The organism is Streptomyces sp. NPDC053432, from assembly GCF_055585365.1.
This window is the reverse complement of record NZ_JBVJKF010000005.1, coordinates 365902-388870: the sequence shown is the minus strand read 5'-3', so window position 1 is coordinate 388870 and position 22969 is coordinate 365902. Positions and strand designations below refer to the sequence as shown.

The following is a 22969-nucleotide window of genomic DNA, read 5'->3' as shown; positions in this document are numbered from 1 at the left end:
GACCCTTCGTGAGCGACACCACCGATCTGATGGGCGCTGCCGACACCTCTGTCGACACCAGTGCTCCCGCCGCGGGCGCCGCGCCCAAGCGTCGCCGCACCGGCACCGGCCTTGACGGCATGGTCCTCGCAGAGCTCCAGCAGGTCGCGTCCGGCCTCGGTATCAGGGGCACCGCGCGGATGCGCAAGAGCCAGCTGATCGAGGTCATCAAGGAGGCGCAGGCGGGCGGCGGCTCTCCCAAGGCCGCGGCCTCCGCCGCCGGCGACACCGCCGAGGCCAAGCCGAAGCGCCGCGCCACCAGCAAGGCCCGTACGGGCGAGGCCGCCGCCGAGGCGCCTGCCGAGAAGCCCGCCGCCGCTCCCGCGCAGATCGAGATCCCGGGTCAGCCGGCCTCCGAGGACGCGCCGGCCGGCGAGCGCCGCCGCCGTCGGGCCACCGCCCCGTCCGGCAGCCCGGAGGGCTCGGCTCCCGCCACCGTCGTGCAGGTCGAGCAGAAGACCGAGACCGCCGCGGCTCCGCAGGCCGACGCCAAGACCGAAACCGTGCCGGCCGGCGCATCCACGGTCTCCGCGCCCGCCCAGGGCCAGGACGGCGAGGGCCGCGGCCGTCGCGACCGCCGTGACCGCGGCGACCGCGCCGAGCGCGGCGACCGTCAGAGCCGCCGCGAGCGCGCCGCCAAGGCCGACGAGCAGGGCCAGGGCGGTCAGGGCCAGGGCGGTCAGGGCGGCCAGGGTCAGGGCGGCCAGGGCGGCCGTCAGGACCGTGCCGAGCGCGGCGACCGCCAGCAGCAGGGTGGCCGCGGCCAGGGTCAGGGCCAGCAGGGCCGTCAGGACCGCCAGGGTCCCCAGGACAACGGGCCGCAGGACGACTTCGACGACGAGGGCGGCCGTCGTGGCCGTCGCGGCCGCTACCGCGACCGCCGTGGCCGTCGCGGCCGTGACGAGTTCGCTCCGAACGAGCCGCAGGTCGCCGACGACGACGTGCTGATCCCCGTCGCGGGCATCCTCGACATCCTCGACAACTACGCGTTCATCCGGACCTCGGGCTACCTGCCCGGCCCCAACGACGTGTACGTCTCCCTCGCCCAGGTCCGCAAGGCCGGCCTGCGCAAGGGCGACCACACCACCGGTGCCGTGCGCCAGCCCAAGGACGGCGAGCGCCGCGAGAAGTTCAACGCCCTCGTGCGCCTGGACTCCGTCAACGGCATGGCTCCCGAATCCGGGCGCGGGCGGCCGGAGTTCCAGAAGCTCACGCCCCTGTACCCGCAGGACCGGCTGCGCCTGGAGACCGACCCGGGCGTGCTGACCACCCGCATCATCGACCTCGTGTCGCCGATCGGTAAGGGCCAGCGCGGCCTGATCGTGGCCCCGCCGAAGACCGGTAAGACCATGATCATGCAGGCGATCGCCAACGCGATCACCACGAACAACCCCGAGTGCCACCTGATGGTCGTCCTGGTCGACGAGCGTCCGGAAGAGGTCACCGACATGCAGCGGTCGGTCAAGGGCGAGGTCATCTCCTCGACCTTCGACCGCCCGGCCGAGGACCACACCACCGTCGCCGAGCTGGCCATCGAGCGCGCCAAGCGTCTCGTCGAGCTGGGTCACGACGTGGTCGTCCTGCTGGACTCGATCACCCGTCTGGGCCGCGCGTACAACCTCGCGGCGCCCGCCTCCGGCCGCATCCTGTCCGGTGGTGTCGACTCGACCGCGCTGTACCCGCCGAAGCGCTTCTTCGGTGCCGCGCGCAACATCGAGGACGGCGGCTCGCTGACCATCCTGGCCACCGCGCTGGTCGACACCGGCTCGCGCATGGACGAGGTGATCTTCGAGGAGTTCAAGGGCACCGGCAACATGGAGCTCAAGCTCGACCGGAAGCTCGCCGACAAGCGCATCTTCCCGGCCGTCGACGTCGACCCGTCGGGCACCCGCAAGGAGGAGATCCTCCTCAACGCGGAGGAGCTCGCCATCGTCTGGAAGCTGCGCCGGGTGCTGCACGCGCTCGACTCGCAGCAGGCGATCGAGCTGCTGCTCGACAAGATGAAGCAGACGAAGTCGAACGCCGAGTTCCTGATGCAGATCGCAAAGACGACCCCGTCGGGCAAGAACGACGACTGAGTCACCACTCCGTAGACACGGCCGGCCGCCCCCGTCGCACGCGCGACGGGGGCGGCCGCGTGCTTACGGTGCGACCTTCGCCACACGGCGGCCCGGTCCGCCCCCGGGGCCGCCGTGCCGCCCCCCGGCGGGAAACCGCAGGTGAGGGTGGGGTTACAGAGGGTTTGTCGTGGAACGTGCTGCTCTCGCCCCGGTCCGGGGGCCCCCGCGCCCGTGGAACCCTGGAGGACGTTCGGCCGTCTGTGTCAAGGGACAGGGGACCGCATTCCAGGACTGAGGAGAGCATGAGCCAGGACAGCAACGGCGCCGGCCACCGTGCCGCTGGCCGGCGACGCCGTAAACCCGCGAAGCGCCGCAGGGGCCTCGTCATAGCCGCCTGGAGCGCGGCCGGTGTGGTCCTGCTGGGCGGGGCGGGCCTGGGCTGGTTCTACTTCAAGCTCAACGGCAACCTGAAGACCGTCGACATCGACCAGGCGCTGGGCACCGACCGCCCGCAGAACATCGACAACGGCTCGATGGACATCCTCGTCCTCGGCTCCGACTCCCGCGGCGGCGACAACTCCGAGTACGGCCAGGACGACGGCGGCTCCGCCCGCGCCGACACGGCGATGATCGTCCACCTGTACGAGGGCCACAAGAAGGCGAGCATCGTCTCCATACCCCGCGACACGATGACCGCCCGCCCCCCGTGCCCCACGGGCAACGGCAAGACCGACCCCGGCGGTCAGCGCCGGCAGTTCAACGAGGCCTACACGATCGGCGGGGCCGCCTGCGCGGTCAAGACCGTCGAGAAGATGTCGGGGATCCGCATGGACCACTACATCGAGGTCGACTTCACGGGCTTCAAGAAGATCATCGACACCCTCGGCGGGGTCGAGGTGACCACCACCAAGCCCCTCAAGGACTCCTACAGCCACCTGGACCTCCCCGCCGGCCCCAACCGGCTCGACGGCGAGCAGGCGCTCGGCCTGGTCCGTACCCGCCACGCCGTCGGTGACGGCGGGGACCTCGGCCGGATACAGCTCCAGCAGGCCTTCATCAAGGCGCTGATCAAGCAGGTCAAGACCGTCGGGCTGTTCGACAATCCGAAGAAGCTGCTCGACCTCGCCGACACCGGCACCAAGGCGCTCACCACCGACAAGGCGCTCGGCGACGTGAAGTCCCTCATGGGCTTCGCCCAGAGCCTCCAGGGCATCGACTCCCAGAACATGCACATGATCACGCTGCCGGTCACCACGGACGCGGTCGACCCCAACCGCGTGGCCCCCCTGAAGAAGGAGTGCCAGCTGGTCTGGGACGCCCTCCTGGCGGACCGGCCGATCCCCGCCGAGGCCACCGCGAACTCCACCGGCGACAAGGGCACGGCAGGTTCCGTCGTCCAGTGACGACGTCCTCGGGGCCTGCAGGAATAGATGCCGGCCCCCCTCCGTTGAGGGATGCGTCCTCAGAATTTTGACAGGCAGCCCGGTCCTGGCAGACTGGTCTGTCGGCCCCGGTTCACGCAGTGCGCAATTCGGCTCCTGCGACCCGGCGCCCTCCCGAATCTAGGAGACACCTTGAAGCGCGATGTTCACCCCGAGTACGTCGAGACCCAGGTCAGCTGCACCTGTGGCGCGTCGTTCACCACCCGTAGCACCCTGACCGAGGGCACCATCCGTGCCGAGGTCTGCTCCGAGTGCCACCCGTTCTACACGGGCAAGCAGAAGATCCTCGACACCGGTGGCCGTGTGGCCCGCTTCGAGGCCCGCTTCGGCAAGGGTGCGGCCAAGAAGTAGCGCGACCCAGGCGCCGGTCTCCGGTCGCCCCCTGTCCAAGCGGGGGCGGCTGGACCGGCGCCTTTGTCGTCGTCCCGGTCCGTGACCACTTGCACCCCTTTCGTACTTTTACCCCAGGAGTCTCCCGATGTTCGAGGCGGTCGAGGAACTGGTCGGCGAACACGCCGATCTCGAGAAGAAGCTCGCCGACCCTTCGGTCCACTCGGATCAGGCCAACGCGCGCAAGCTGAACAAGCGCTACGCGGAGCTGACCCCGATCATCGCGACCTTCCGGGCGTGGAAGCAGGCGGCCGAGGACATCGAGACGGCCAAGGAGTTCGCGGCCGACGACCCGGACTTCGCCGCCGAGGTCAAGGAGCTGACCGCGCAGCGCGAGGAGCTCACCGAGAAGCTCCGCCTGCTGCTGGTCCCGCGCGACCCCAGCGACGACAAGGACGTGCTCCTCGAGGTCAAGGCAGGCGCGGGCGGCGACGAGTCGGCCCTGTTCGCCGGCGACCTGCTGCGCATGTACCTGCGCTACGCCGAGCGCGTGGGCTGGAAGACCGAGATCATCGACGCCACCGAGTCCGAGCTCGGCGGCTACAAGGACGTCCAGGTCTCCGTCCGCACCAAGGGCGGCAACGGCGCCACCGAGCCCGGCCAGGGCGTGTGGGCCCGCCTGAAGTACGAGGGCGGCGTGCACCGCGTCCAGCGCGTTCCGGCCACCGAGTCCCAGGGCCGCATCCACACCTCCGCCGCCGGCGTGCTCGTCACCCCGGAGGCCGAGGAGGTCGAGGTCGAGATCAACCCGAACGACCTGCGCATCGACGTGTACCGCTCCTCCGGCCCGGGCGGCCAGTCCGTCAACACCACCGACTCGGCCGTGCGCATCACGCACATCCCGACCGGTGTGGTCGCCTCCTGCCAGAACGAGAAGAGCCAGCTCCAGAACAAGGAGCAGGCCATGCGCATCCTGCGTTCGCGCCTGCTGGCCGCGGCGCAGGAAGCCGCCGAGCAGGAGGCCTCCGACGTGCGCCGCAGCCAGGTGCGCACCGTGGACCGTTCCGAGAAGATCCGCACGTACAACTTCCCGGAAAACCGGATCTCGGACCACCGCACCGGCTTCAAGGCGTACAACTTGGACCAGGTGCTCGACGGCGACCTCGACTCGGTCATCCAGGCCTGCGTCGACGCCGACTCCGCGGCCAAGCTCGCCGCCGCGCAGTAGGCGGCCGCGCAGTACCGCGGTAACCACCCGTACCACCCCCCGTACGACAGCAGCCCGGAGGACCAGCGTGAACTTGCTGCTTGCCGAGGTGGCCCAGGCCACCCAGCGGCTGGCCGCCGCCGGCGTGCCCTCACCGCGTTTCGACGCGGAGGAGCTCGCGGCCTTCGTGCACGGCGTCAAACGGGGGGAACTGCACCACGTCAAGGACGCGGACTTCGACGCCCGCTACTGGGAGGCCGTCGCCCGCCGCGAGGCGCGCGAGCCGCTCCAGCACATCACCGGCCGGGCCTTCTTCCGGTACCTGGAGCTCCAGGTCGGGCCGGGGGTCTTCGTGCCCCGGCCCGAGACCGAGTCCGTCGTGGACTGGGCCATACACGCCGTCCGCGCGATGGACGTCGTCGAGCCGCTGATCGTCGACCTCTGCACCGGCTCCGGTGCGATCGCGCTGGCCATGGCGCAGGAGGTGCCGCGCTCGCGCGTGCACGCCGTCGAGCTGTCCGAGGACGCGCTGCGGTGGACCCGCAAGAACGCCGAGGGCTCGCGGGTCACCGTCCACCAGGGCGACGCGCTCAGCGCGCTGCCCGAGCTGGACGGGCAGGTGGACCTCGTCATCTCCAACCCGCCGTACATCCCGCTCACCGAGTGGGAGTACGTCGCCCCCGAGGCCCGCGACCACGACCCGGAGATGGCCCTCTTCTCCGGCGAGGACGGCCTCGACACCATCCGCGGCATCGAGCGCACCGCGCACCGGCTGCTGCGGCCCGGCGGCATCGTGGTCATCGAGCACGCCGACACCCAGGGCGGCCAGGTCCCCTGGATCTTCGCCGACGAGCGGGGCTGGGCCGATGCCGCGGACCATCCCGACCTGAACAACCGCCCTCGTTTCGCGACCGCCCGCAAGGCCATGCCGTGATGGGCGCGATCCTTCCAGTCACCCCCCTGCTGCTTGAGGAGGCCCGCTGATGGCCCGGCGATACGACTGCAACGACGCTACGGACCGCAAGACGGGCCTGCGCGAAGCCGCATCAGCCGTGCGCCGCGGCGAGCTCGTCGTGCTGCCCACCGACACCCTGTACGGGATCGGCGCGGACGCCTTCAGCCCGGAGGCCGTCCACGACCTCCTCGCCGCCAAGGGCCGCGGCCGCGGCATGCCCACCCCGGTGCTCATCGGCTCCCCGAACACCCTGCACGGCCTGGTCACGGACTTCTCCGAGCAGGCGTGGGAGCTCGTCGACGCCTTCTGGCCGGGCGCGCTGACCCTCGTCGCCAAGCACCAGCCCTCGCTGGCGTGGGACCTGGGCGACACCGACGGCACCGTCGCCGTGCGCATGCCGCTGCACCCCGTCGCGATCGAGCTGCTGACCGAGGTCGGCCCGATGGCCGTCTCCTCGGCGAACATCTCCGGCCAGCCGGCGCCCGAGGACTGCGAAGCCGCGCGCGCGATGCTCGGGGACTCCGTGTCCGTGTACCTGGACGGCGGGCCGACGCCCGGCATCGAGCCGTCGTCGATCGTCGACGTCACGGGCAAGGTTCCCGTGCTGCTGCGGGCCGGTGCGCTCACCGCCGAGCAGCTGCGGGAGGTCGTACCCGACCTCGAGGTCGCCCCGTGAGCCCTGAGGGGCGTGGCATAGCGAAGGACTCGTTCCGCATACTCCACGTCAGCACCGGCAACGTGTGCCGCTCGCCGATCACCGAGCGGCTGACGCGGCACGCCCTGTCGCACCGGCTGGGCGGGCTCGTCAGCGGGGACCTCATCGTGGAGAGCGCCGGTACGTGGGGCCACGAAGGCGCTCCCATGGAGGCGAACGCGGCCGCGGTGCTGGCGGACTTCGGAGCGGACGCGTCCGGTTTCACCGGCCGGGAACTGCTGGACGAGCACGTGATCCGGGCCGACCTGGTGCTGACCGCCACGCGGGACCACCGGGCGCAGGTCATCTCGATGGGGCACTCGGCCGGGCTGCGCACCTTCACGCTGAAGGAGTTCACGCGGCTCGTACGGGCCATAGACCCGGCCACGCTGCCGCCGCTGGACGACGGGATGGCGGAGCGGGCGAGGGCGCTGGTACGGGCCGCCGCGGCGCTGCGGGGGTGGCTGCTGGCGCCGTCGCTCGACGCGGACGAGGTGTACGACCCGTACGGGGCGCCGATCACGTTCTTCCGGTCGATCGGCGACGAGATCAACCAGGCTCTGGAGCCGGTCGTCACCGCCCTGACGGGCGTTCCCGCTTCGCGCTGACCCCCCTGGGCGCGGGCGGGCCGCTGCGCGGAGCTGCTCCCCGCCCCGCCCTTTCTCCGTTTTCCGGGGCTCCGCCCCCGGACCCCGGTCCTCGAACGCCGGACAGGCTGGAACCGCCCTGCGGCCCTGCCGCACGGGCGTCGGCGGGGGACCCGGCCTACAGTGGCTCGTACCGGTACCCCACGCGCGGGAGTCGAGTCATGAGCGTCATCACCCAGCCCACGGAACTCCTGCGGCAGCAGGATCCGCAGATGGCGGACGTACTCGCCGGGGAGCGGCAGAGGCAGGCCCGTACGCTGCAGATGATCGCCGCCGAGAACTTCACCTCCAGCGCGGTACTGGCCGCGCTCGGGTCGGCGCTCGCCAACAAGTACGCGGAGGGGTACCCGGGCGCCCGCTACCACGGCGGGTGCGAGTACGTCGACGTGGCCGAGCGGGTCGCCGTGGAGCGGGCCACCGCGCTGTTTGGCGCCGAGCACGCCAACGTGCAGCCGCATTCGGGCTCTTCCGCCGTGCTGGCCGCCTACGCGGCGCTGCTGCGGCCCGGGGACACCGTGCTGGCGATGGGGCTCCCGTACGGGGGGCACCTGACGCACGGCTCGCCCGCCAACTTCTCCGGCCGCTGGTTCGACTTCGTCGGCTACGGGGTCGACGCCGAGACGGGGCTCATCGACTACCGGCAGGTGCAGGAGCTGGCCCGCACGCACCGGCCCAAGGCGATCGTGTGCGGGTCCATCTCCTATCCGCGGCATCCGGAGTACTCGGCGTTCCGGGAGATCGCCGACGAGGTGGGTGCCTACCTCATCGCCGACGCGGCCCATCCGATCGGGCTCGTGGCCGGCGGGGCCGCGCCCAGTCCCGTCCCGTACGCCGACATCGTGTGCGCGACGACCCACAAGGTGCTGCGCGGCCCGCGCGGCGGCATGATCCTGTGCGGCTCCGAGTTCGCCGAGCGCGTCGACCGTGCGGTGTTCCCCTTCACGCAGGGCGGCGCCCAGATGCACACCATCGCCGCCAAGGCCGTCGCGTTCGGGGAGGCGGCGACGCCCGCCTTCACCACCTACGCCCACCGGGTCGTCGCCAACGCCCGGGCCCTCGCGCAGGCGCTGGAGAAGCACGGGTTCGCGATCACCACCGGCGGCACCGACACTCACCTGATCACCGCCGATCCGGCGCCCCTGGGTCTGGACGGGCCGACCGCCCGAGGTCTGCTGGCCGCCGCGGGGATCGTGCTCGACACCTGCGCCCTCCCGTACGGGGACCAGCGCGGGATCCGGCTCGGCACCGCGGCCGTCACCACCCAGGGGATGGGGGAGGCCCAGATGACCGAGATCGCGCGCCTCTTCGCCCGCGCGCTGCGCGGGGAGGGCGCGCAGACCCGTACGGAGGTCGGCGATCTCACGAGCGAATTTCCCCCTTACGGGGATCAATAGGGGCGAGCGGGGCGTACTGCAACCGGGATACGGCCCCCTCGCGTCCTCGGTGGAGGGGACATCGCAGCTAATGTGTGGGGCTGAGATGGCCGGCGATACATCTGGGGCAGCCAGTGCGTGAATATCTGCTGACGCTTTGCGTCACGGTCGCGGTGACCTACCTGCTGACCGGGCCCGTGCGGAAGTTCGCGATCGCGGCCGGGGCCATGCCGGAGATCCGCGCCCGCGACGTGCACCGCGAGCCCACGCCGCGGCTGGGCGGCATCGCCATGTTCGGCGGACTGTGCGCGGGACTGCTGGTCGCCGACCACCTGCGCAACCTCAACGGCGTCTTCGAGCTGTCGAACGAACCGCGCGCACTGCTCTCCGGAGCGGCGCTGATCTGGCTGGTCGGCGTCCTCGACGACAAGTTCGAGCTCGACGCCCTGATCAAGCTCGGCGCGCAGATGATCTCCGCGGGCGTGATGGTCATGCAGGGTCTGACCATCCTGTGGATCCCCGTCCCGGGCATCGGCACGGTCCCGCTCACGCAGTGGCAGGGCAACCTGCTCACCGTCGCCCTCGTCGTGATCACCATCAACGCCGTGAACTTCGTGGACGGCCTCGACGGCCTGGCCGCGGGCATGGTCTGCATCGCGGCCGCCGCGCTGTTCCTCTACGCGTACCGGATCTGGTTCGGCTACGGCATCGAGTCGGCCGCCCCCGCGACGCTCTTCGCCGCCATCCTCATGGGCATGTGCCTGGGCTTCCTGCCGCACAACATGCACCCCGCCCGGATCTTCATGGGCGACTCCGGATCGATGCTCATCGGTCTGGTGCTGGCCGCCTCGGCGATCTCCCTGACCGGCCAGGTGGACCCGGACGCGCTCGCCCTGTTCGCGGGTGGTGAGCGCAACGCGACGCACGCGATGCTCCCCGCCTACATCCCGCTGATCCTGCCGCTGACCGTCATCGCGATCCCGATGGCCGACCTGGTCCTGGCCATCGTCCGGCGTACGTGGAAGGGCCAGTCGCCGTTCGCCGCCGACCGCGGACACCTGCACCACCGGCTGCTGGAGCTCGGGCATTCGCACAGCCGCGCGGTGCTCATCATGTACTTCTGGTCGGGACTCATCGCCTTCGGCGCGGTGGCCTACTCGGTGCACTCCACCTCGATGTGGATCGTCCTCGCCATCGCCGCGCTGAGCGCCGTCGGCCTGATCCTGCTGCTCCTGCCGCGCTTCACCCCGCGCGCCCCGCGCTGGGCGGAGGGTCTGGTCCCGCCGCGCTACCGGCATGCGGCGCGAGCCGCCGAGGCGGCGGCGGAAGCGGCCCTCCGGGACGTCTCGGGCGCCGAACCGGCGCCCGCCAGGCCGGTCGCGGCGGGTGTGTCGGGCGTCAACGGGGCGACCGCCGTGGGCCCCCGTTCGCGCTTCCCCGACCGGCGTAAGGCCGAATCGGCGCGCTGACGACGGGGGGCGCATGTCCGACATGAACGCCCTTTAGCAGACAAGACACTTGCCTGTCGCGCACACACGCGCAGGGTCCCTCTCATGTGTGACAGTCAGCACACCCACCAGGTAAAGCTCTCATCAAATAGTTTGTGATACCGTTCACTAAACCCGGCGACAGAGCCGAAGGACCGTAGTGCGACGGTCCATTGGCCCGAGGACCTCACTCGGACCGGGCTTACGCTCGTCCCGTACGAGTCCCGTGCCCCCACCACCACGCGGAGCAAACCGCCATGCGGTCAAACGACGTCCGATCTCTCCTGCAAGCCGCTGTACCCACGGCTGTCGCCGGCGCTGTCGCCGCTGCGATCAGTGCCGTCGTGGTCGGCGGCAAGGGTGCGCTCGGGGCCGTCATCGCGACGCTGCTGGTGATCCTGTTCATGGGCATCGGATTCGTCGTTCTGCAGCGCACGGCGAAATCACTTCCGCATCTCTTCCAGGCCATGGGGCTCATGCTCTACGCGGCCCAGATCCTGCTGCTCTTCGTCTTTCTCGCCGCGTTCAAGAACACCACTCTGTTCAACCCCAAGGCATTCGCGATCACGCTCGTGGCCACCACCCTCGTGTGGATCGGCGCACAGACCCGTGCTCACATGAAGGCCAAGATCCTTTACGTGGAACCGGACTCGACTCCGGGCGACAAGCCCGGAAATTCGGGACCGAAGACGTGAAGGGTAGGGCCGGGATAAGTGCGCGTTCGAGATCCTGCTATCGTCCGGTGCCATATGCGGCACTGCGGGCGCGGGCACCTGAGCTGACGCCTGTTCCATCGCGAGGCTCGATGCCTGAATGCCGCCCCACCATCCGTAACACCAGTCCAGTGCCGAACCGCGGCTTCGCGCCGCGCCGACACAACGAGGTTGCCGTACCTATGCGCCACGCTGAAGGAGCCCGCGGTGAGTGCTGACCCGACGCAGGTCCTCGCCTTCGAGACCGACTGTCACATCTTCGACGGATGTGGCTTCCCCGGCCCGGGCCTGCACTCGTTCCTCTTCGAGCCGCTGTGGGGCGAACCCGGCACCACCAGCACGTACTTCAACAAGCCGATGCTGCTGGCCCTCCTGGGCTCCCTGATCATCGTGGGCTTCTTCTGGGCCGCCTTCGGCAAGCCGAAGGTCGTCCCGGGCAAGCTCCAGATGGTCGCCGAGGCCGGCTACGACTTCGTGCGCCGCGGCATCGTCTACGAGACGCTGGGCAAGAAGGAGGGCGAGAAGTACGTCCCCTTCATGGTCTCGCTGTTCTTCTTCGTGTGGATCCTGAACGTCTGGTCGATCGTCCCCGTGGCCCAGTTCCCGGTGACCGCGATCATCGCGTACCCGGCCATCCTCGCCGCGATCGTGTACTTCATCTGGATGTCGGTGACGTTCAAGCGTCACGGCTTCGTCGGCGGCTTCAAGAACCTGACGGGCTACGACAAGTCGCTCGGCCCGGTCCTCCCGCTGGTCATGGTCATCGAGTTCTTCTCGAACGTCCTGGTGCGCCCGTTCACCCACGCGGTCCGACTCTTCGCGAACATGTTCGCCGGTCACACCCTGCTGCTGCTCTTCACGATCGCCAGCTGGTACCTGCTGAACGGCATCGGCATCGCCTACGCGGGTGTCTCGTTCGTGATGGTGATCGTGATGACCGCCTTCGAGCTCTTCATCCAGGCTGTCCAGGCGTACGTCTTCGTCCTCCTGGCCTGCAGCTTCATCCAGGGCGCGCTCGCCGAGCACCACTGAGTCCGGCCCACTCCCAAACCCCCTTGTCGTCCGGTGGCCAACCCCCACCGGATCCGTGAAAGAGAAGGAAGAACTGGCATGTCCCAGATCCTCGCCGCCGCCGAAGGCGTCACCGGTTCCCTCAGCTCCATCGGTTACGGCCTCGCGGCCATCGGCCCCGGCGTCGGCGTCGGCATCATCTTCGGTAACGGCACCCAGGCCCTCGCCCGCCAGCCCGAGGCCGCCGGTCTGATCCGCGCCAACCAGATCCTCGGCTTCGCCTTCTGTGAGGCGCTCGCCCTCATCGGTCTGGTCATGCCGTTCGTCTACTAAGACGAGCTGCACCCACTAGTCCGATTAGACGAAAGGCACTGATGTGAACCTCCTGGTTCTCGCGGCTGAGATGGAAAACCCTCTCATTCCGCCGATCCCCGAGCTCGTCATCGGTCTGATCGCCTTCGTCATCGTCTTCGGTTTCCTCGCGAAGAAGCTCCTCCCGAACATCAACAAGGTTCTGGACGAGCGCCACGCGGCGATCGAGGGCGGTATCGAGAAGGCAGAAGCCGCTCAGACCGAGGCTCAGAGCGTTCTGGAGCAGTACAAGGCCCAGCTCGCCGAAGCCCGGCACGAGGCCGCGCGCCTGCGCCAGGAAGCGCTGGAGCAGGGCACTGCGCTCAAGGAAGAACTGCGCGCAGAGGGCCAGCGGCAGCGTGAGGAGATCATCGCTGCCGGCCACGCCCAGATCGCGGCCGACCGCAAGGCCGCCGCTCAGGCGCTGCGTCAGGACGTGGGCAAGCTTGCCACCGACCTGGCCGGAAAGCTCGTCGGCGAGTCCCTTGAGGACCACGCCCGGCAGAGCCGTACGATCGACCGCTTCCTCAGCGAGCTCGAGGAGAAGGCCGAGGCGGCCCGATGAACGGAGCGAGCCGCGAGGCGCTGGCCTCCGCGCGCGAGCGTCTCGACGCGCTGACGGACAACTCGTCCGTCGACGCGGCGAAGCTCGCCGGCGAGCTGGCAGCCGTCACCGCGCTGCTCGACCGTGAGGTCTCGCTGCGTCGGGTCATCACGGACCCGGCGCAGTCCGGTGAGGCCAAGGCCGAGCTGGTGGGCCGACTGCTGTCCGGCCAGGTGGGCGGCGAGACCGTCGACCTGGTGTCCGGCATGGCGCGGTCCCGCTGGTCGCAGTCCCGTGACCTGGTCGACTCGCTGGAGGAGCTGGCGGCCACCGCCGACCTCACGGCGGCCCAGAAGGCCGGCGCGCTCGACGACGTCGAGGACGAGGTGTTCCGCTTCGGGCGGATCGTCTCCTCGAACACCGAGCTGCGTGCCGCGCTGACCGACCGGGCGGCCACCGCCTCCGCCAAGAGCGAGCTGCTGCGCAGCCTGCTCGGAGGCAAGGCGAACGCCGTCACCGAGCGCCTGGTCACGCGTCTCGTCACGCACCCGCGTGGACGTAGCCTGGAAGCGGGACTCGAGTCCCTTTCCGTGCTCGCCGCGGAGCGCCGCAACCGCATGGTCGCCACCGTGACCAGCGCGGTTCCGCTCAGCGACGTGCAGAAGCAGCGTCTCGGCGCGGTGCTGGCGAAGCTGTACGGCCGCCAGATGCACCTGAACCTCGACGTGGACCCCGCGGTCCTCGGCGGAATCCAGGTGCGGGTCGGTGACGAGGTCATCGACGGCACCATCGCGGAGCGTCTCTCCGAGGCGTCCCGTCGCATGGCCGGCTGACCAGCCACCAAGTAGTACAACGCATTCCTAGCGGCCCGGTTGGGCCGTGCAGAACTTGCAGAAGATTCCTGGGGGTCGCCCCCAGACCCCTAAGAAGCTTCAGGCCCAACAAGGAGAGCAGGGAACCCAGATGGCGGAGCTCACGATCCGGCCGGAGGAGATCCGGGACGCACTGGAGAACTTTGTCCAGTCGTACCAGCCGGACGCGGCCTCGCGCGAGGAGGTCGGAACGGTCAGCGTTGCCGGCGACGGCATCGCGAAGGTGGAGGGCCTGCCCTCCGCCATGGCGAACGAGCTGCTGAAGTTCGAGGACGGCACCCTCGGTCTCGCCCTCAACCTCGAGGAGCGCGAGATCGGTGCGATCGTCCTCGGCGAGTTCAGCGGTATCGAGGAGGGCCAGCCGGTGCACCGCACCGGTGAGGTTCTCTCCGTAGGTGTCGGCGAGGGCTACCTCGGCCGCGTTGTCGACCCGCTCGGCAACCCGATCGACGGCCTCGGCGAGATCGCGACCGAAGGCCGCCGCGCCCTCGAGCTGCAGGCCCCGGGCGTAATGGTCCGTAAGTCGGTGCACGAGCCCATGCAGACCGGCTACAAGGCCGTCGACGCGATGGTGCCGATCGGCCGTGGCCAGCGTCAGCTGATCATCGGCGACCGTCAGACGGGTAAGACCGCTCTGGCCGTCGACACGATCATCAACCAGCGTGACAACTGGCGCTCCGGCGACGTGAACAAGCAGGTCCGCTGCATCTACGTCGCCATCGGCCAGAAGGGCTCGACCATCGCGTCCGTTCGCGGCGCCCTGGAAGAGGCCGGCGCGCTCGAGTACACGACGATCGTCGCCGCCCCGGCGTCCGACCCGGCCGGCTTCAAGTACCTGGCGCCGTACACCGGTTCCGCCATCGGCCAGCACTGGATGTACGCCGGCAAGCACGTCCTGATCATCTTCGACGACCTGTCGAAGCAGGCCGACGCCTACCGCGCCGTGTCGCTGCTGCTGCGCCGCCCGCCGGGCCGTGAGGCCTACCCGGGTGACGTCTTCTACCTGCACTCCCGTCTGCTGGAGCGCTGCGCGAAGCTGTCCGACGAGATGGGCGCCGGTTCGATGACCGGTCTGCCGATCGTCGAGACCAAGGCGAACGACGTGTCGGCGTTCATCCCGACCAACGTCATCTCCATCACCGACGGCCAGTGCTTCCTGGAGTCCGACCTGTTCAACGCGGGCCAGCGCCCGGCGCTGAACGTCGGTATCTCGGTCTCCCGCGTCGGTGGCTCCGCCCAGCACAAGGCCATGAAGCAGGTTTCGGGCCGTCTCCGCGTCGACCTGGCCCAGTACCGCGAGCTGGAGGCGTTCGCCGCCTTCGGTTCCGACCTGGACGCCGCGTCGAAGGCCTCGCTGGAGCGCGGCAAGCGCATGGTCGAGCTGCTGAAGCAGGGCCAGTACCAGCCGATGCCCGTCGAGGAGCAGGTCGTCTCCGTCTGGGCCGGCACCACCGGCAAGATGGACGACGTCCCGGTCGAGGACATCCGCCGCTTCGAGTCGGAGCTGCTGGAGCACCTGCGCCGCGAGCGCAAGGACCTCCTGACCTCCATCGCCGACGGCGGCAAGATGTCGGACGACACGCTGGGCTCGATCGCCGACGCGATCGCCGCCTTCAAGCGCCAGTTCGAGACCTCGGACGGAAAGCTCCTGGGCGAGGACGTTCCGGCCGTCAACGTCTCCAAGTGACGACGGAAGGGACCTGACTCATGGGAGCGCAGCTCCGGGTCTACAAGCGTCGCATCCGTGCCATCACGGCGACCAAGAAGATCACCAAGGCGATGGAGATGATCGCCGCCTCGCGCATCGTCAAGGCGCAGCGCAAGGTGGCGGCGTCGATGCCGTACGCGACCGAGCTCACCCGTGCGGTGACCGCGGTGGCGACCGGTTCGAACACCAAGCACGCCCTGACCACCGAGGTCGAGGCGCCGACCCGCGCCGCGGTCCTGCTCATCACGAGCGACCGCGGTCTGGCCGGCGGCTACTCCTCGAACGCCATCAAGCAGGCCGACCGGCTCACCGAGCGGCTGCGGGCTGAGGGCAAGGAGGTCGACAGCTACATCGTCGGCCGCAAGGGTGTCGCCTACTACGGTTTCCGTGAGCGCAAGGTCACGGACTCGTGGACCGGCTTCACCGACAGCCCGGCCTACGCCGACGCCAAGCGCGTCGCGGCGCCGCTGATCGAGGCCATCCAGCTGGACACGGCCGAAGGCGGCGTCGACGAGCTGCACATCGTCTACACGGAATTCGTGTCGATGATGACGCAGAACGCGGTGGACGGCCGGATGCTGCCGCTCAGTCTTGAGAAGGCTGTGGAGGAGGACGGCGCGAAGGGCGAGATCCTTCCGCTGTTCGAGTTCGAGCCGTCGGCGGAGGACGTCCTCGACGCCCTTCTGCCGCGCTACGTCGAGAGCCGCATCTACAACGCGCTGCTGCAGGCCGCCGCTTCCGAGCACGCTGCCCGCCGCCGCGCGATGAAGTCGGCGACCGACAACGCCGGAGACCTCATCAAGAGCCTCTCCCGGCTTGCCAACGCGGCCCGCCAGGCCGAAATCACCCAGGAAATCAGCGAGATCGTCGGTGGCGCCAGCGCCATGGCCGACGCGACCGCGGGGAGTGACAAGTAATGACGACCTCTGTTGAGACGGCCGCTGCCACGGGCCGCATCGCCCGGGTCATCGGCCCGGTCGTCGACGTGGAGTTCCCCGTCGACGCGATGCCCGACATCTACAACGCGCTGAAGGTCCAGGTCGCCGACCCGGCCGAGGACGGCGCGCTCAAGACGCTGACCCTTGAGGTCGCCCAGCACCTGGGTGACGGCCTGGTCCGCACCATCTCCATGCAGCCCACCGACGGTCTGGTCCGCCAGGCCCCGGTGACCGACACGGGCGAGGGCATCACCGTCCCGGTCGGCGACTTCACCAAGGGCAAGGTGTTCAACACCCTGGGTGAGGTGCTCAACTACCCCGAGGCGAACGCCGAGGTCACCGAGCGCTGGCCCATCCACCGCAAGGCCCCGAGCTTCGACGAGCTCGAGTCCAAGACGGAGATGTTCGAGACCGGCGTCAAGGTCATCGACCTTCTCACCCCGTACGTCAAGGGTGGAAAGATCGGTCTGTTCGGTGGTGCCGGTGTCGGCAAGACCGTTCTGATCCAGGAAATGATCTACCGCGTCGCCAACAACCACGACGGTGTGTCGGTGTTCGCGGGCGTCGGTGAGCGTACCCGTGAGGGCAACGACCTCATCGAGGAAATGGGCGACTCGGGCGTCATCGACAAGACGGCGCTCGTCTTCGGCCAGATGGACGAGCCCCCGGGCACCCGTCTGCGCGTCGCGCTCGCCGGTCTGACCATGGCGGAGTACTTCCGCGATGTTCAGAAGCAGGACGTGCTGTTCTTCATCGACAACATCTTCCGGTACACCCAGGCCGGTTCCGAGGTGTCGACCCTGCTCGGCCGTATGCCCTCCGCGGTGGGTTACCAGCCGAACCTGGCCGACGAGATGGGTCTCCTCCAGGAGCGCATCACCTCGACCCGCGGTCACTCGATCACCTCGATGCAGGCGATCTACGTCCCCGCGGACGACCTGACCGACCCGGCGCCGGCGACCACCTTCGCCCACCTCGACGCGACGACGGTTCTCTCCCGTCCGATCTCCGAGAAGGGCATCTACCCGGCCGTGGACCCGCTGGACTCGACGTCCCGCATCCTCGACCCGCGGTACATCGCGGCGGACCACTACGCGGCCGCCATGCGTGTCAAGGGGATCCTGCAGAAGTACAAGGACCTCCAGGACATCATCGCGATCCTCGGTATCGACGAGCTGGGCGAGGAGGACAAGCTCGTCGTCCACCGTGCCCGTCGTGTCGAGCGCTTCCTGTCGCAGAACACCCACGTGGCGAAGCAGTTCACCGGTGTGGACGGTTCGGACGTTCCGCTCGACGAGTCGATCACCGCGTTCAACGCGATCTGCGACGGTGAGTACGACCACTTCCCCGAGCAGGCGTTCTTCATGTGCGGTGGCATCGAGGACCTGAAGGCCAACGCCAAGGAGCTGGGCGTCTCCTGATCCGGTGCGCTCCGCGAGGAGCGCATCCGGTTCGCAGGTTTCGAAGGAGAGGGGCGGGTGTGTCCCGTCCCTCTCCCCACGCCCATTAGAATTTGACCCAACACCCGGCTGACCCGCCGGGTGGTGACCCGAGGAGCCACCTTGGCTGCTGAGCTGCACGTCGAGCTGGTCGCGGCGGACCGCAATGTCTGGTCCGGCGAGGCCACCCTTGTTGTCGCCCGCACCACGTCCGGCGACATCGGCGTCATGCCCGGTCACCAGCCGCTTCTCGGTGTGCTGGAATCGGGCCCGGTGACCATCCGTACCAGCGAGGGCGGCACCGTCGTCGCCGCGGTGCACGGCGGATTCATCTCGTTCGCGGACAACAAGCTGTCCCTGCTGGCCGAGATCGCCGAGCTCGCGGACGAGATTGACGTCCAGCGTGCGGAGCGGGCACTGGAGCGCGCCAAGTCGGACGCCGATGCGGCATCCGAGCGACGCGCCGAAGTCCGGCTGCGCGCCGTAAGTGCGGGGCACTGACCCCGTACCACTGTGTGAAACCTCAGCCGCGGTCCGTTCCGGAATTATCCGGAGCGGGTCGCGGCTGAGGCGATGCAGGTCTGTTTTTCGTCTGTATTCGATGAGCGAGGAGGTCGGTGAAGATGCTCCTCGCTCTGCTTGTGAGCGGCCTGGTCGTAGCCCTGGTGGTGATCGGGCTGTTCGTGTTCGGGCTGCGGCGCCGTCTGATCCAGCGTTCGGGCGGCACCTTCGACTGCAGCCTTCGCTGGGGTGTGGCCGAGGAACCCGACGTGTCCGGCAAGGGCTGGGTGTACGGGGTCGCCCGCTACGGCGGTGACCGCATCGAGTGGTTCCGGGTCTTCAGCTATGCGCACCGCCCGCGCCGGGTGCTGGAGCGGGCCTCCATCGAGGTGATCGCGCGCCGCGCGCCCGAGGGCGAGGAAGAGCTGGCCCTGCTGTCCGACGCCGTCGTGCTCGGCTGTCTCCACCAGGGGACGCGCCTGGAGCTGGCGATGAGCGAGGACGCGCTGACCGGGTTCCTGGCGTGGCTGGAGGCCGCCCCGCCCGGGCAGAGGGTCAACGTCGCGTAGGCGCGTACCGCGTACAGGACGTGGAGAAGCCGGGAAGACGGGGGCGGACCCGTCTTCCCGGCTTCCGTCCTTACTGCCCCGCCGGCCTTACTGGAGACCGGTGTGGATCGCGTTCGCGAGTTCACCGTTCGTGGTGTCGCCGCTGAACTCCCAGAAGAAGGCGCCCTTGAGTCCCTGCTGCTTGGCCCAGGTCATCTTCCCGGCGATCGTGGCGGGGGTGTCGTAGCTCCACCAGTTGCTGCCGCACTTGGCGTAGGCCGTGCCGGCGACGGTGCCGGTGGCCGGGCAGCTGTTCTTCAGCACCTTGTAGTCCTCGATGCCCTGCTCGTAGGTGCCCTGCGCGGGGCCGGTGGCGGTGCCGCCAGGGGCGGCCTGGGTGACGCCGGTCCAGCCGCGGCCGTAGAAGCCGATGCCGAGGTTGAGCTTGGAGCCGGGGATGCCCTTGCCCTTGAGCTTGGTGATGGCCGCCTCGGAGTTGAAGCCGGCGATCGGGATGCCGGCGTACGAGGTGAGGGGGGAGTGCGGTGCGGTCGGGCCCTTGGCGTCCCACGCGCCGAAGAAGTCGTAGGTCATGACGTTGTAGAAGTCCGCGTACTGCGCGGCGCCCGCGTAGTCGGCCAGGTCGAGCTTGCCGCCGTTGGAGCCGTCCGCGGAGATCGCGGCGGTGACCAGGTTGGAGCCGCCGAACTTCGCGCGCAGCGCCGACATCAGGTTCTTGAACGCGGCCGCGCCGCTGGTGTCGCAGGACAGACCGCAGGCGTTCGGGTACTCCCAGTCGATGTCGATGCCGTCGAAGACGTCGGCCCAGCGCGGGTCCTCGACCAGGTTGTAGCAGGACTGGGCGAAGGCGGCCGGGTTGGCCGCGGCCTGGCCGAAGCCGCCGGACCAGGTCCAGCCGCCGAAGGACCACAGGACCTTGATGTTCGGGTACTGCTTCTTCAGCTTGCGCAGCTGGTTGAAGTTGCCGCGCAGCGGCTGGTCCCAGGTGTCGGCGACGCCGTCGACGCTCTGGTCGGCGGTGTACGCCTTGTCGTAGTCGGCGTAGGCGTCACCGATGGTGCACTGGCCGTTCTGGACGTTGCCGAACGCGTAGTTGATGTGGGTGATCTTCGCGGCCGAGCCGGAGGTGACCAGGTTCTTCACGTGGTAGTTGCGGCCGTAGACGCCCCACTCGGTGAAGTAGCCGAGCTTGACGGGGCCGCCGGGCTGCGGGGGCTCGGTGGTGCCGCCGGTGGTGGTGACCGCGAGGCTGCCGGAGGAGGGGCCGGTCTGGTCGATGGTGTCGCGGGCGGTGACGGTGTAGGTGTACGTGGTGGCCTTGGTCAGCCCGGAGTCCGCGTACGTGGTGCCGGTGACCGTCGCGATCTTCGTGCCGCCGCGGTAGACGTCGTAGTTCTTGACGCCCTTGTCGTCGGTGGCCGCCCCCCAGCTCAGGGTCAGCGAGGTCTCGGTGACCCCGCTCGCGGTGGGGGTGCCCGGTGCGGTGGGGGGAGCGTCACCGGGCTGGGTGGTGCCGTCGCAGGAGCCGCCGTTGACCTTGCAGCCGCTGGGGGAGCCGCCGCCGGTGCCGTTGAAGCCGAAGCTGGCGGTGGCGCCGGGGGCGAGGGTGCCGTTCCAGCCGACGTTCTTGCCGGTCCAGTGGGTGCCCGAGCTGGTGACGGTGCCGTCCCAGGCGGAGGTGACCGCGGTGCCGGCGGGGAAGTCCCATTCGACGGTCCACGAGGTGATGGTCGTGGTGCCGGTGTTCTTGACCGTCCACTTGCCCTCGAAGCCGGTGCCCCAGTCGGAGACCTTGGTGTACGTCGCGGTCGCGGAAGCGGCGGCCTGGGCCGGTCCGGCGAGCGCGACGAGCCCGGTGACGGGCACGGCGAGGGCGGCGACGACGGCCGCGACTCTGGTGAAGAACCGGCTGCGCCTGGTGCGGGGTGGGGATGCTGTGCTCAAGGGTGCTCCTCCGTAGGTCCGTCTGCGTCGTGGGGCCGACGTCGACATGGGGGTGGGACCTGCGCCGCCCGTGAGCACGCTTTGTCATGGCACGCTCACCACAGTGTTGCGGTGAGCGTAGAAAGGTCTGGACCAACCGTCAAGAGGTCCAGACCGGTGTCCGCGGGGCTCTGCTAGAGGCCCAACTCCTGTGCCAGTACGGCTGCTTGGAGGCGGCTGCGGAGTTCCAGCTTGCCCAGGAGGCGGCTCACGTGCGTCTTCGCCGTCGCCTCCGCCATGTCCAGCCGTACGGCGATCTCCGCGTTCGACAGCCCCTCGCCCAGGCACGACAGCACCTCGCGCTCCCGGCGGGTCAGCGTCTCCAGGGCCGGCGGGGCGGCGGGCCGGGCCGGGCGCGCCGGGGCCGCGAACTCCGCGATCAGCCGCCGCGTCACCGCCGGGGAGATCAGGCCCTCCCCGCGCGCCACGGTCCGTACCGCCCCGATCAGCTCCGCCGCCTCCGCGTTCTTCAGCAGGAAGCCCGCCGCGCCCGCCCGCAACGCCCCGAACACGTACGCGTCGAGGTCGAAGGTGGTCAGTACGAGGACGTCCGCCAGCCCGTCCGCGACCACCTGGCGGGTCGCCGACACCCCGTCGAGCTTCGGCATCTGCACGTCCATGAGGACGAGGTCCGGCCGCAGCTCCCGGGCCAGGCGCACCGCTTCCTCCCCGTCGGCGGCCTCGCCCACCACCTCGATGTCGCCCGCGCTGCGCAGGATCAGCACCAGTCCCGCTCGTACCGCGCTCTGGTCCTCCGCCACCACCACCCGGATGGTCATGCCTCCACCGCCTCCAGTTCCGCGGGCAGGATCGCCCGCACCCGCCACGATCCACCGCTGTGGCCCGCCTCGAACTCCCCGCCGAGCAGTTCCGCCCGCTCCCGCATGCCGACCAGCCCGGCCCCGGAGCCCGGCGCGCGGGGGCCGGGGCGGTCCCCGTAAGGGGAGTCCACCGCCACTGTCAGGGCGGCGTCGGTGCGCACCACGCGGACCGTGACCGTGCCCGGGCAGGCGTGCTTCAGGGCGTTGGTCAGCGACTCCTGGACGATCCTGTACGCCGCCAGCTCCACCGGCGCCGGCAGGGCCAGGCCGGGGGGCCGCTCGTCGGCGAGCACGAAGTCCAGCCCGCTCGCCGATCCGTTGGTCCGGGCCTGCTCCAGGAGGGCCTCCAGCCCGTCCAGAGAGGGCACGGCGGCCGCCTCCTGCTCCGCCCCGGCGTCGCGCAGCAGCCCGATCAGCCGACGCATCTCGGCCAGCCCCTGCACGCTGTTCTCCCGGATCACCCCGAGCGCCTCCCGGCTGGTCTCCACCCGGTCGATGGTCAGCGCGGCGGTGGAGTGGATGGCGATGGCCGAGAGGTGGTTGGCCACCATGTCGTGCAGCTCCCGCGCCATCCGGGCCCGCTCGGCGGCCACGGCCTGGCTGCGGTCCATCTCGGCCAGCAGCGCGGTCTGCTCGGCGCGCAGCCGGGCGGCCTCGGCGGCCTCCCGGTGATTGCGCAGGGTGGCGCCGGTCAGTGCGGGGGCGAAGCTCACGATGCCGGTGATCGTGCCGATCAGCAGGGCCTGCGGGGTGCGCAGCCAGGCCACCGACGCGATGGTGACCACGACGGTGATCAGGCCGGTGGTGACGGGAAGGCGGCGGGCCATGGAGGGCGTGCCGTACACGACGGCTGCGTACATCAGATCCGTGAAGATCACGACGGTGGCGAGGCTGCCGACCGTGAACTGGTCGGCGATCACCCCGGCGGTGCCGACGGCCAGGGTCAGGGTCGGCAGGGTCCGGCGCACCAGTTCCATCGAGCCGAGGAGCACGAGCGGGACCAGGGCCGCCCAGGCCGGCAGCGCGTCCCGGCCGGGGCTGCTGTAGACGCCGAGCGACCAGAACAGCAGGCCCGCGGCCGTGCTGACCACCGCGAGGAGGACGTCGTCACGGTGGGGGCGCAGGTTCTTCCGGGTCACGGTCCCATCCAACAGGGTGTGCGGGCTCCGCACCTCGGCGGAGAGGGCGAGGTGCGGGTACATCGAACGATGCAGGCCCACATGGTCAGTGGAGACGACGTATCGGGACCGGCCGGACGGGAGCCTTGGAGGGAACGGAGAAACCG

Annotated in this window: 22 protein-coding genes; 19 read left to right on the top strand and 3 right to left on the bottom strand. The window is 69.8% G+C overall.

The window, feature by feature from the left end; genetic code table 11:
* Positions 1-8 precede the first annotated feature (8 nt).
* The 19 genes from rho (at position 9) to ACZ6Y1_RS12030 (ending at position 18880) form a co-directional block, all read left to right on the top strand.
* Positions 9-2117, top strand: a complete 2109-nt coding sequence (gene rho, locus ACZ6Y1_RS12120) for a transcription termination factor Rho (protein ID WP_469626498.1) — start codon at positions 9-11, stop codon at positions 2115-2117.
* Positions 2118-2401: 284 nt separating this feature from the next.
* The gene (locus ACZ6Y1_RS12115; protein ID WP_469626496.1) at positions 2402-3502 is read left to right on the top strand and encodes an LCP family protein; all 1101 of its coding nucleotides are present in this window, start codon (positions 2402-2404) and stop codon (positions 3500-3502) included.
* Between the two features lie 171 nt (positions 3503-3673).
* A complete protein-coding gene (rpmE, locus tag ACZ6Y1_RS12110) occupies positions 3674-3892 on the top strand; it encodes a 50S ribosomal protein L31 (RefSeq protein ID WP_007266580.1) in 219 nt (72 codons plus the stop codon).
* Positions 3893-4019: 127 nt separating this feature from the next.
* The gene (gene prfA / locus ACZ6Y1_RS12105) at positions 4020-5099 is read left to right on the top strand and encodes a peptide chain release factor 1 (protein ID WP_469626493.1); all 1080 of its coding nucleotides are present in this window, start codon (positions 4020-4022) and stop codon (positions 5097-5099) included.
* A gap of 67 nt (positions 5100-5166) precedes the next feature.
* A complete protein-coding gene (gene prmC / locus ACZ6Y1_RS12100; RefSeq protein ID WP_202199703.1) occupies positions 5167-6012 on the top strand; it encodes a peptide chain release factor N(5)-glutamine methyltransferase in 846 nt (281 codons plus the stop codon).
* A gap of 49 nt (positions 6013-6061) precedes the next feature.
* Entirely contained in the window at positions 6062-6709 is a 648-nt protein-coding gene (locus ACZ6Y1_RS12095; RefSeq protein ID WP_469626489.1) for an L-threonylcarbamoyladenylate synthase, read from the top strand.
* Entirely contained in the window at positions 6706-7335 is a 630-nt protein-coding gene (locus ACZ6Y1_RS12090) for an arsenate reductase/protein-tyrosine-phosphatase family protein (RefSeq protein ID WP_469626486.1), read from the top strand. Before ACZ6Y1_RS12095 ends, ACZ6Y1_RS12090 begins: the two co-directional genes overlap by 4 nt.
* A 200-nt stretch (positions 7336-7535) precedes the next feature.
* Positions 7536-8768: a serine hydroxymethyltransferase gene (locus tag ACZ6Y1_RS12085; protein ID WP_469626483.1), complete on the top strand. Its 1233-nt coding sequence runs from the start codon at positions 7536-7538 to the stop codon at positions 8766-8768.
* A 113-nt stretch (positions 8769-8881) separates the two neighbouring features.
* Positions 8882-10216 (top strand): MraY family glycosyltransferase, encoded by a 1335-nt coding sequence (locus tag ACZ6Y1_RS12080; RefSeq protein WP_469626480.1) that lies wholly within the window; start codon positions 8882-8884, stop codon positions 10214-10216.
* 275 nt (positions 10217-10491) lie between these two features.
* The gene (locus ACZ6Y1_RS12075) at positions 10492-10929 is read left to right on the top strand and encodes a hypothetical protein (protein ID WP_403880424.1); all 438 of its coding nucleotides are present in this window, start codon (positions 10492-10494) and stop codon (positions 10927-10929) included.
* Positions 10930-11139: 210 nt separating this feature from the next.
* Positions 11140-11979, top strand: a complete 840-nt coding sequence (gene atpB, locus ACZ6Y1_RS12070) for a F0F1 ATP synthase subunit A (RefSeq protein WP_376658952.1) — start codon at positions 11140-11142, stop codon at positions 11977-11979.
* Between the two features lie 78 nt (positions 11980-12057).
* Positions 12058-12291, top strand: a complete 234-nt coding sequence (gene atpE / locus ACZ6Y1_RS12065; RefSeq protein WP_355965164.1) for an ATP synthase F0 subunit C — start codon at positions 12058-12060, stop codon at positions 12289-12291.
* A gap of 70 nt (positions 12292-12361) precedes the next feature.
* Positions 12362-12874, top strand: coding sequence for a F0F1 ATP synthase subunit B (locus ACZ6Y1_RS12060; protein WP_376658939.1), 513 nt, complete (start codon positions 12362-12364; stop codon positions 12872-12874).
* On the top strand, positions 12871-13686 hold the full coding sequence (locus ACZ6Y1_RS12055; RefSeq protein WP_469626476.1) for a F0F1 ATP synthase subunit delta: 816 nt from the start codon (positions 12871-12873) through the stop codon (positions 13684-13686). Before ACZ6Y1_RS12060 ends, ACZ6Y1_RS12055 begins: the two co-directional genes overlap by 4 nt.
* A 130-nt stretch (positions 13687-13816) precedes the next feature.
* The gene (gene atpA, locus ACZ6Y1_RS12050) at positions 13817-15412 is read left to right on the top strand and encodes a F0F1 ATP synthase subunit alpha (protein WP_384746993.1); all 1596 of its coding nucleotides are present in this window, start codon (positions 13817-13819) and stop codon (positions 15410-15412) included.
* Between the two features lie 20 nt (positions 15413-15432).
* Complete coding sequence (locus ACZ6Y1_RS12045) at positions 15433-16350, top strand: F0F1 ATP synthase subunit gamma (protein WP_469626472.1); 918 nt, start codon at positions 15433-15435, stop codon at positions 16348-16350.
* Entirely contained in the window at positions 16350-17792 is a 1443-nt protein-coding gene (gene atpD, locus ACZ6Y1_RS12040; protein ID WP_183067350.1) for a F0F1 ATP synthase subunit beta, read from the top strand. The genes ACZ6Y1_RS12045 and atpD overlap by 1 nt, the downstream gene beginning before the upstream one ends.
* A 141-nt stretch (positions 17793-17933) precedes the next feature.
* The gene (locus tag ACZ6Y1_RS12035) at positions 17934-18311 is read left to right on the top strand and encodes a F0F1 ATP synthase subunit epsilon (protein ID WP_365165847.1); all 378 of its coding nucleotides are present in this window, start codon (positions 17934-17936) and stop codon (positions 18309-18311) included.
* Positions 18312-18433: 122 nt separating this feature from the next.
* Entirely contained in the window at positions 18434-18880 is a 447-nt protein-coding gene (locus tag ACZ6Y1_RS12030; protein WP_384588951.1) for a DUF2550 domain-containing protein, read from the top strand.
* Positions 18881-18967: 87 nt separating this feature from the next.
* Here the strand turns inward: ACZ6Y1_RS12030 and ACZ6Y1_RS12025 are convergent, their stop codons facing one another.
* The 3 genes from ACZ6Y1_RS12025 to ACZ6Y1_RS12015 form a co-directional block, all read right to left on the bottom strand.
* Positions 18968-20872 (bottom strand): glycosyl hydrolase family 18 protein, encoded by a 1905-nt coding sequence (locus ACZ6Y1_RS12025; protein WP_469626468.1) that lies wholly within the window; start codon positions 20870-20872, stop codon positions 18968-18970.
* A gap of 125 nt (positions 20873-20997) precedes the next feature.
* Positions 20998-21642 (bottom strand): response regulator, encoded by a 645-nt coding sequence (locus tag ACZ6Y1_RS12020; RefSeq protein WP_469626465.1) that lies wholly within the window; start codon positions 21640-21642, stop codon positions 20998-21000.
* Entirely contained in the window at positions 21639-22904 is a 1266-nt protein-coding gene (locus tag ACZ6Y1_RS12015; protein WP_469626462.1) for a sensor histidine kinase, read from the bottom strand. Before ACZ6Y1_RS12015 ends, ACZ6Y1_RS12020 begins: the two co-directional genes overlap by 4 nt.
* Positions 22905-22969 lie beyond the last annotated feature (65 nt).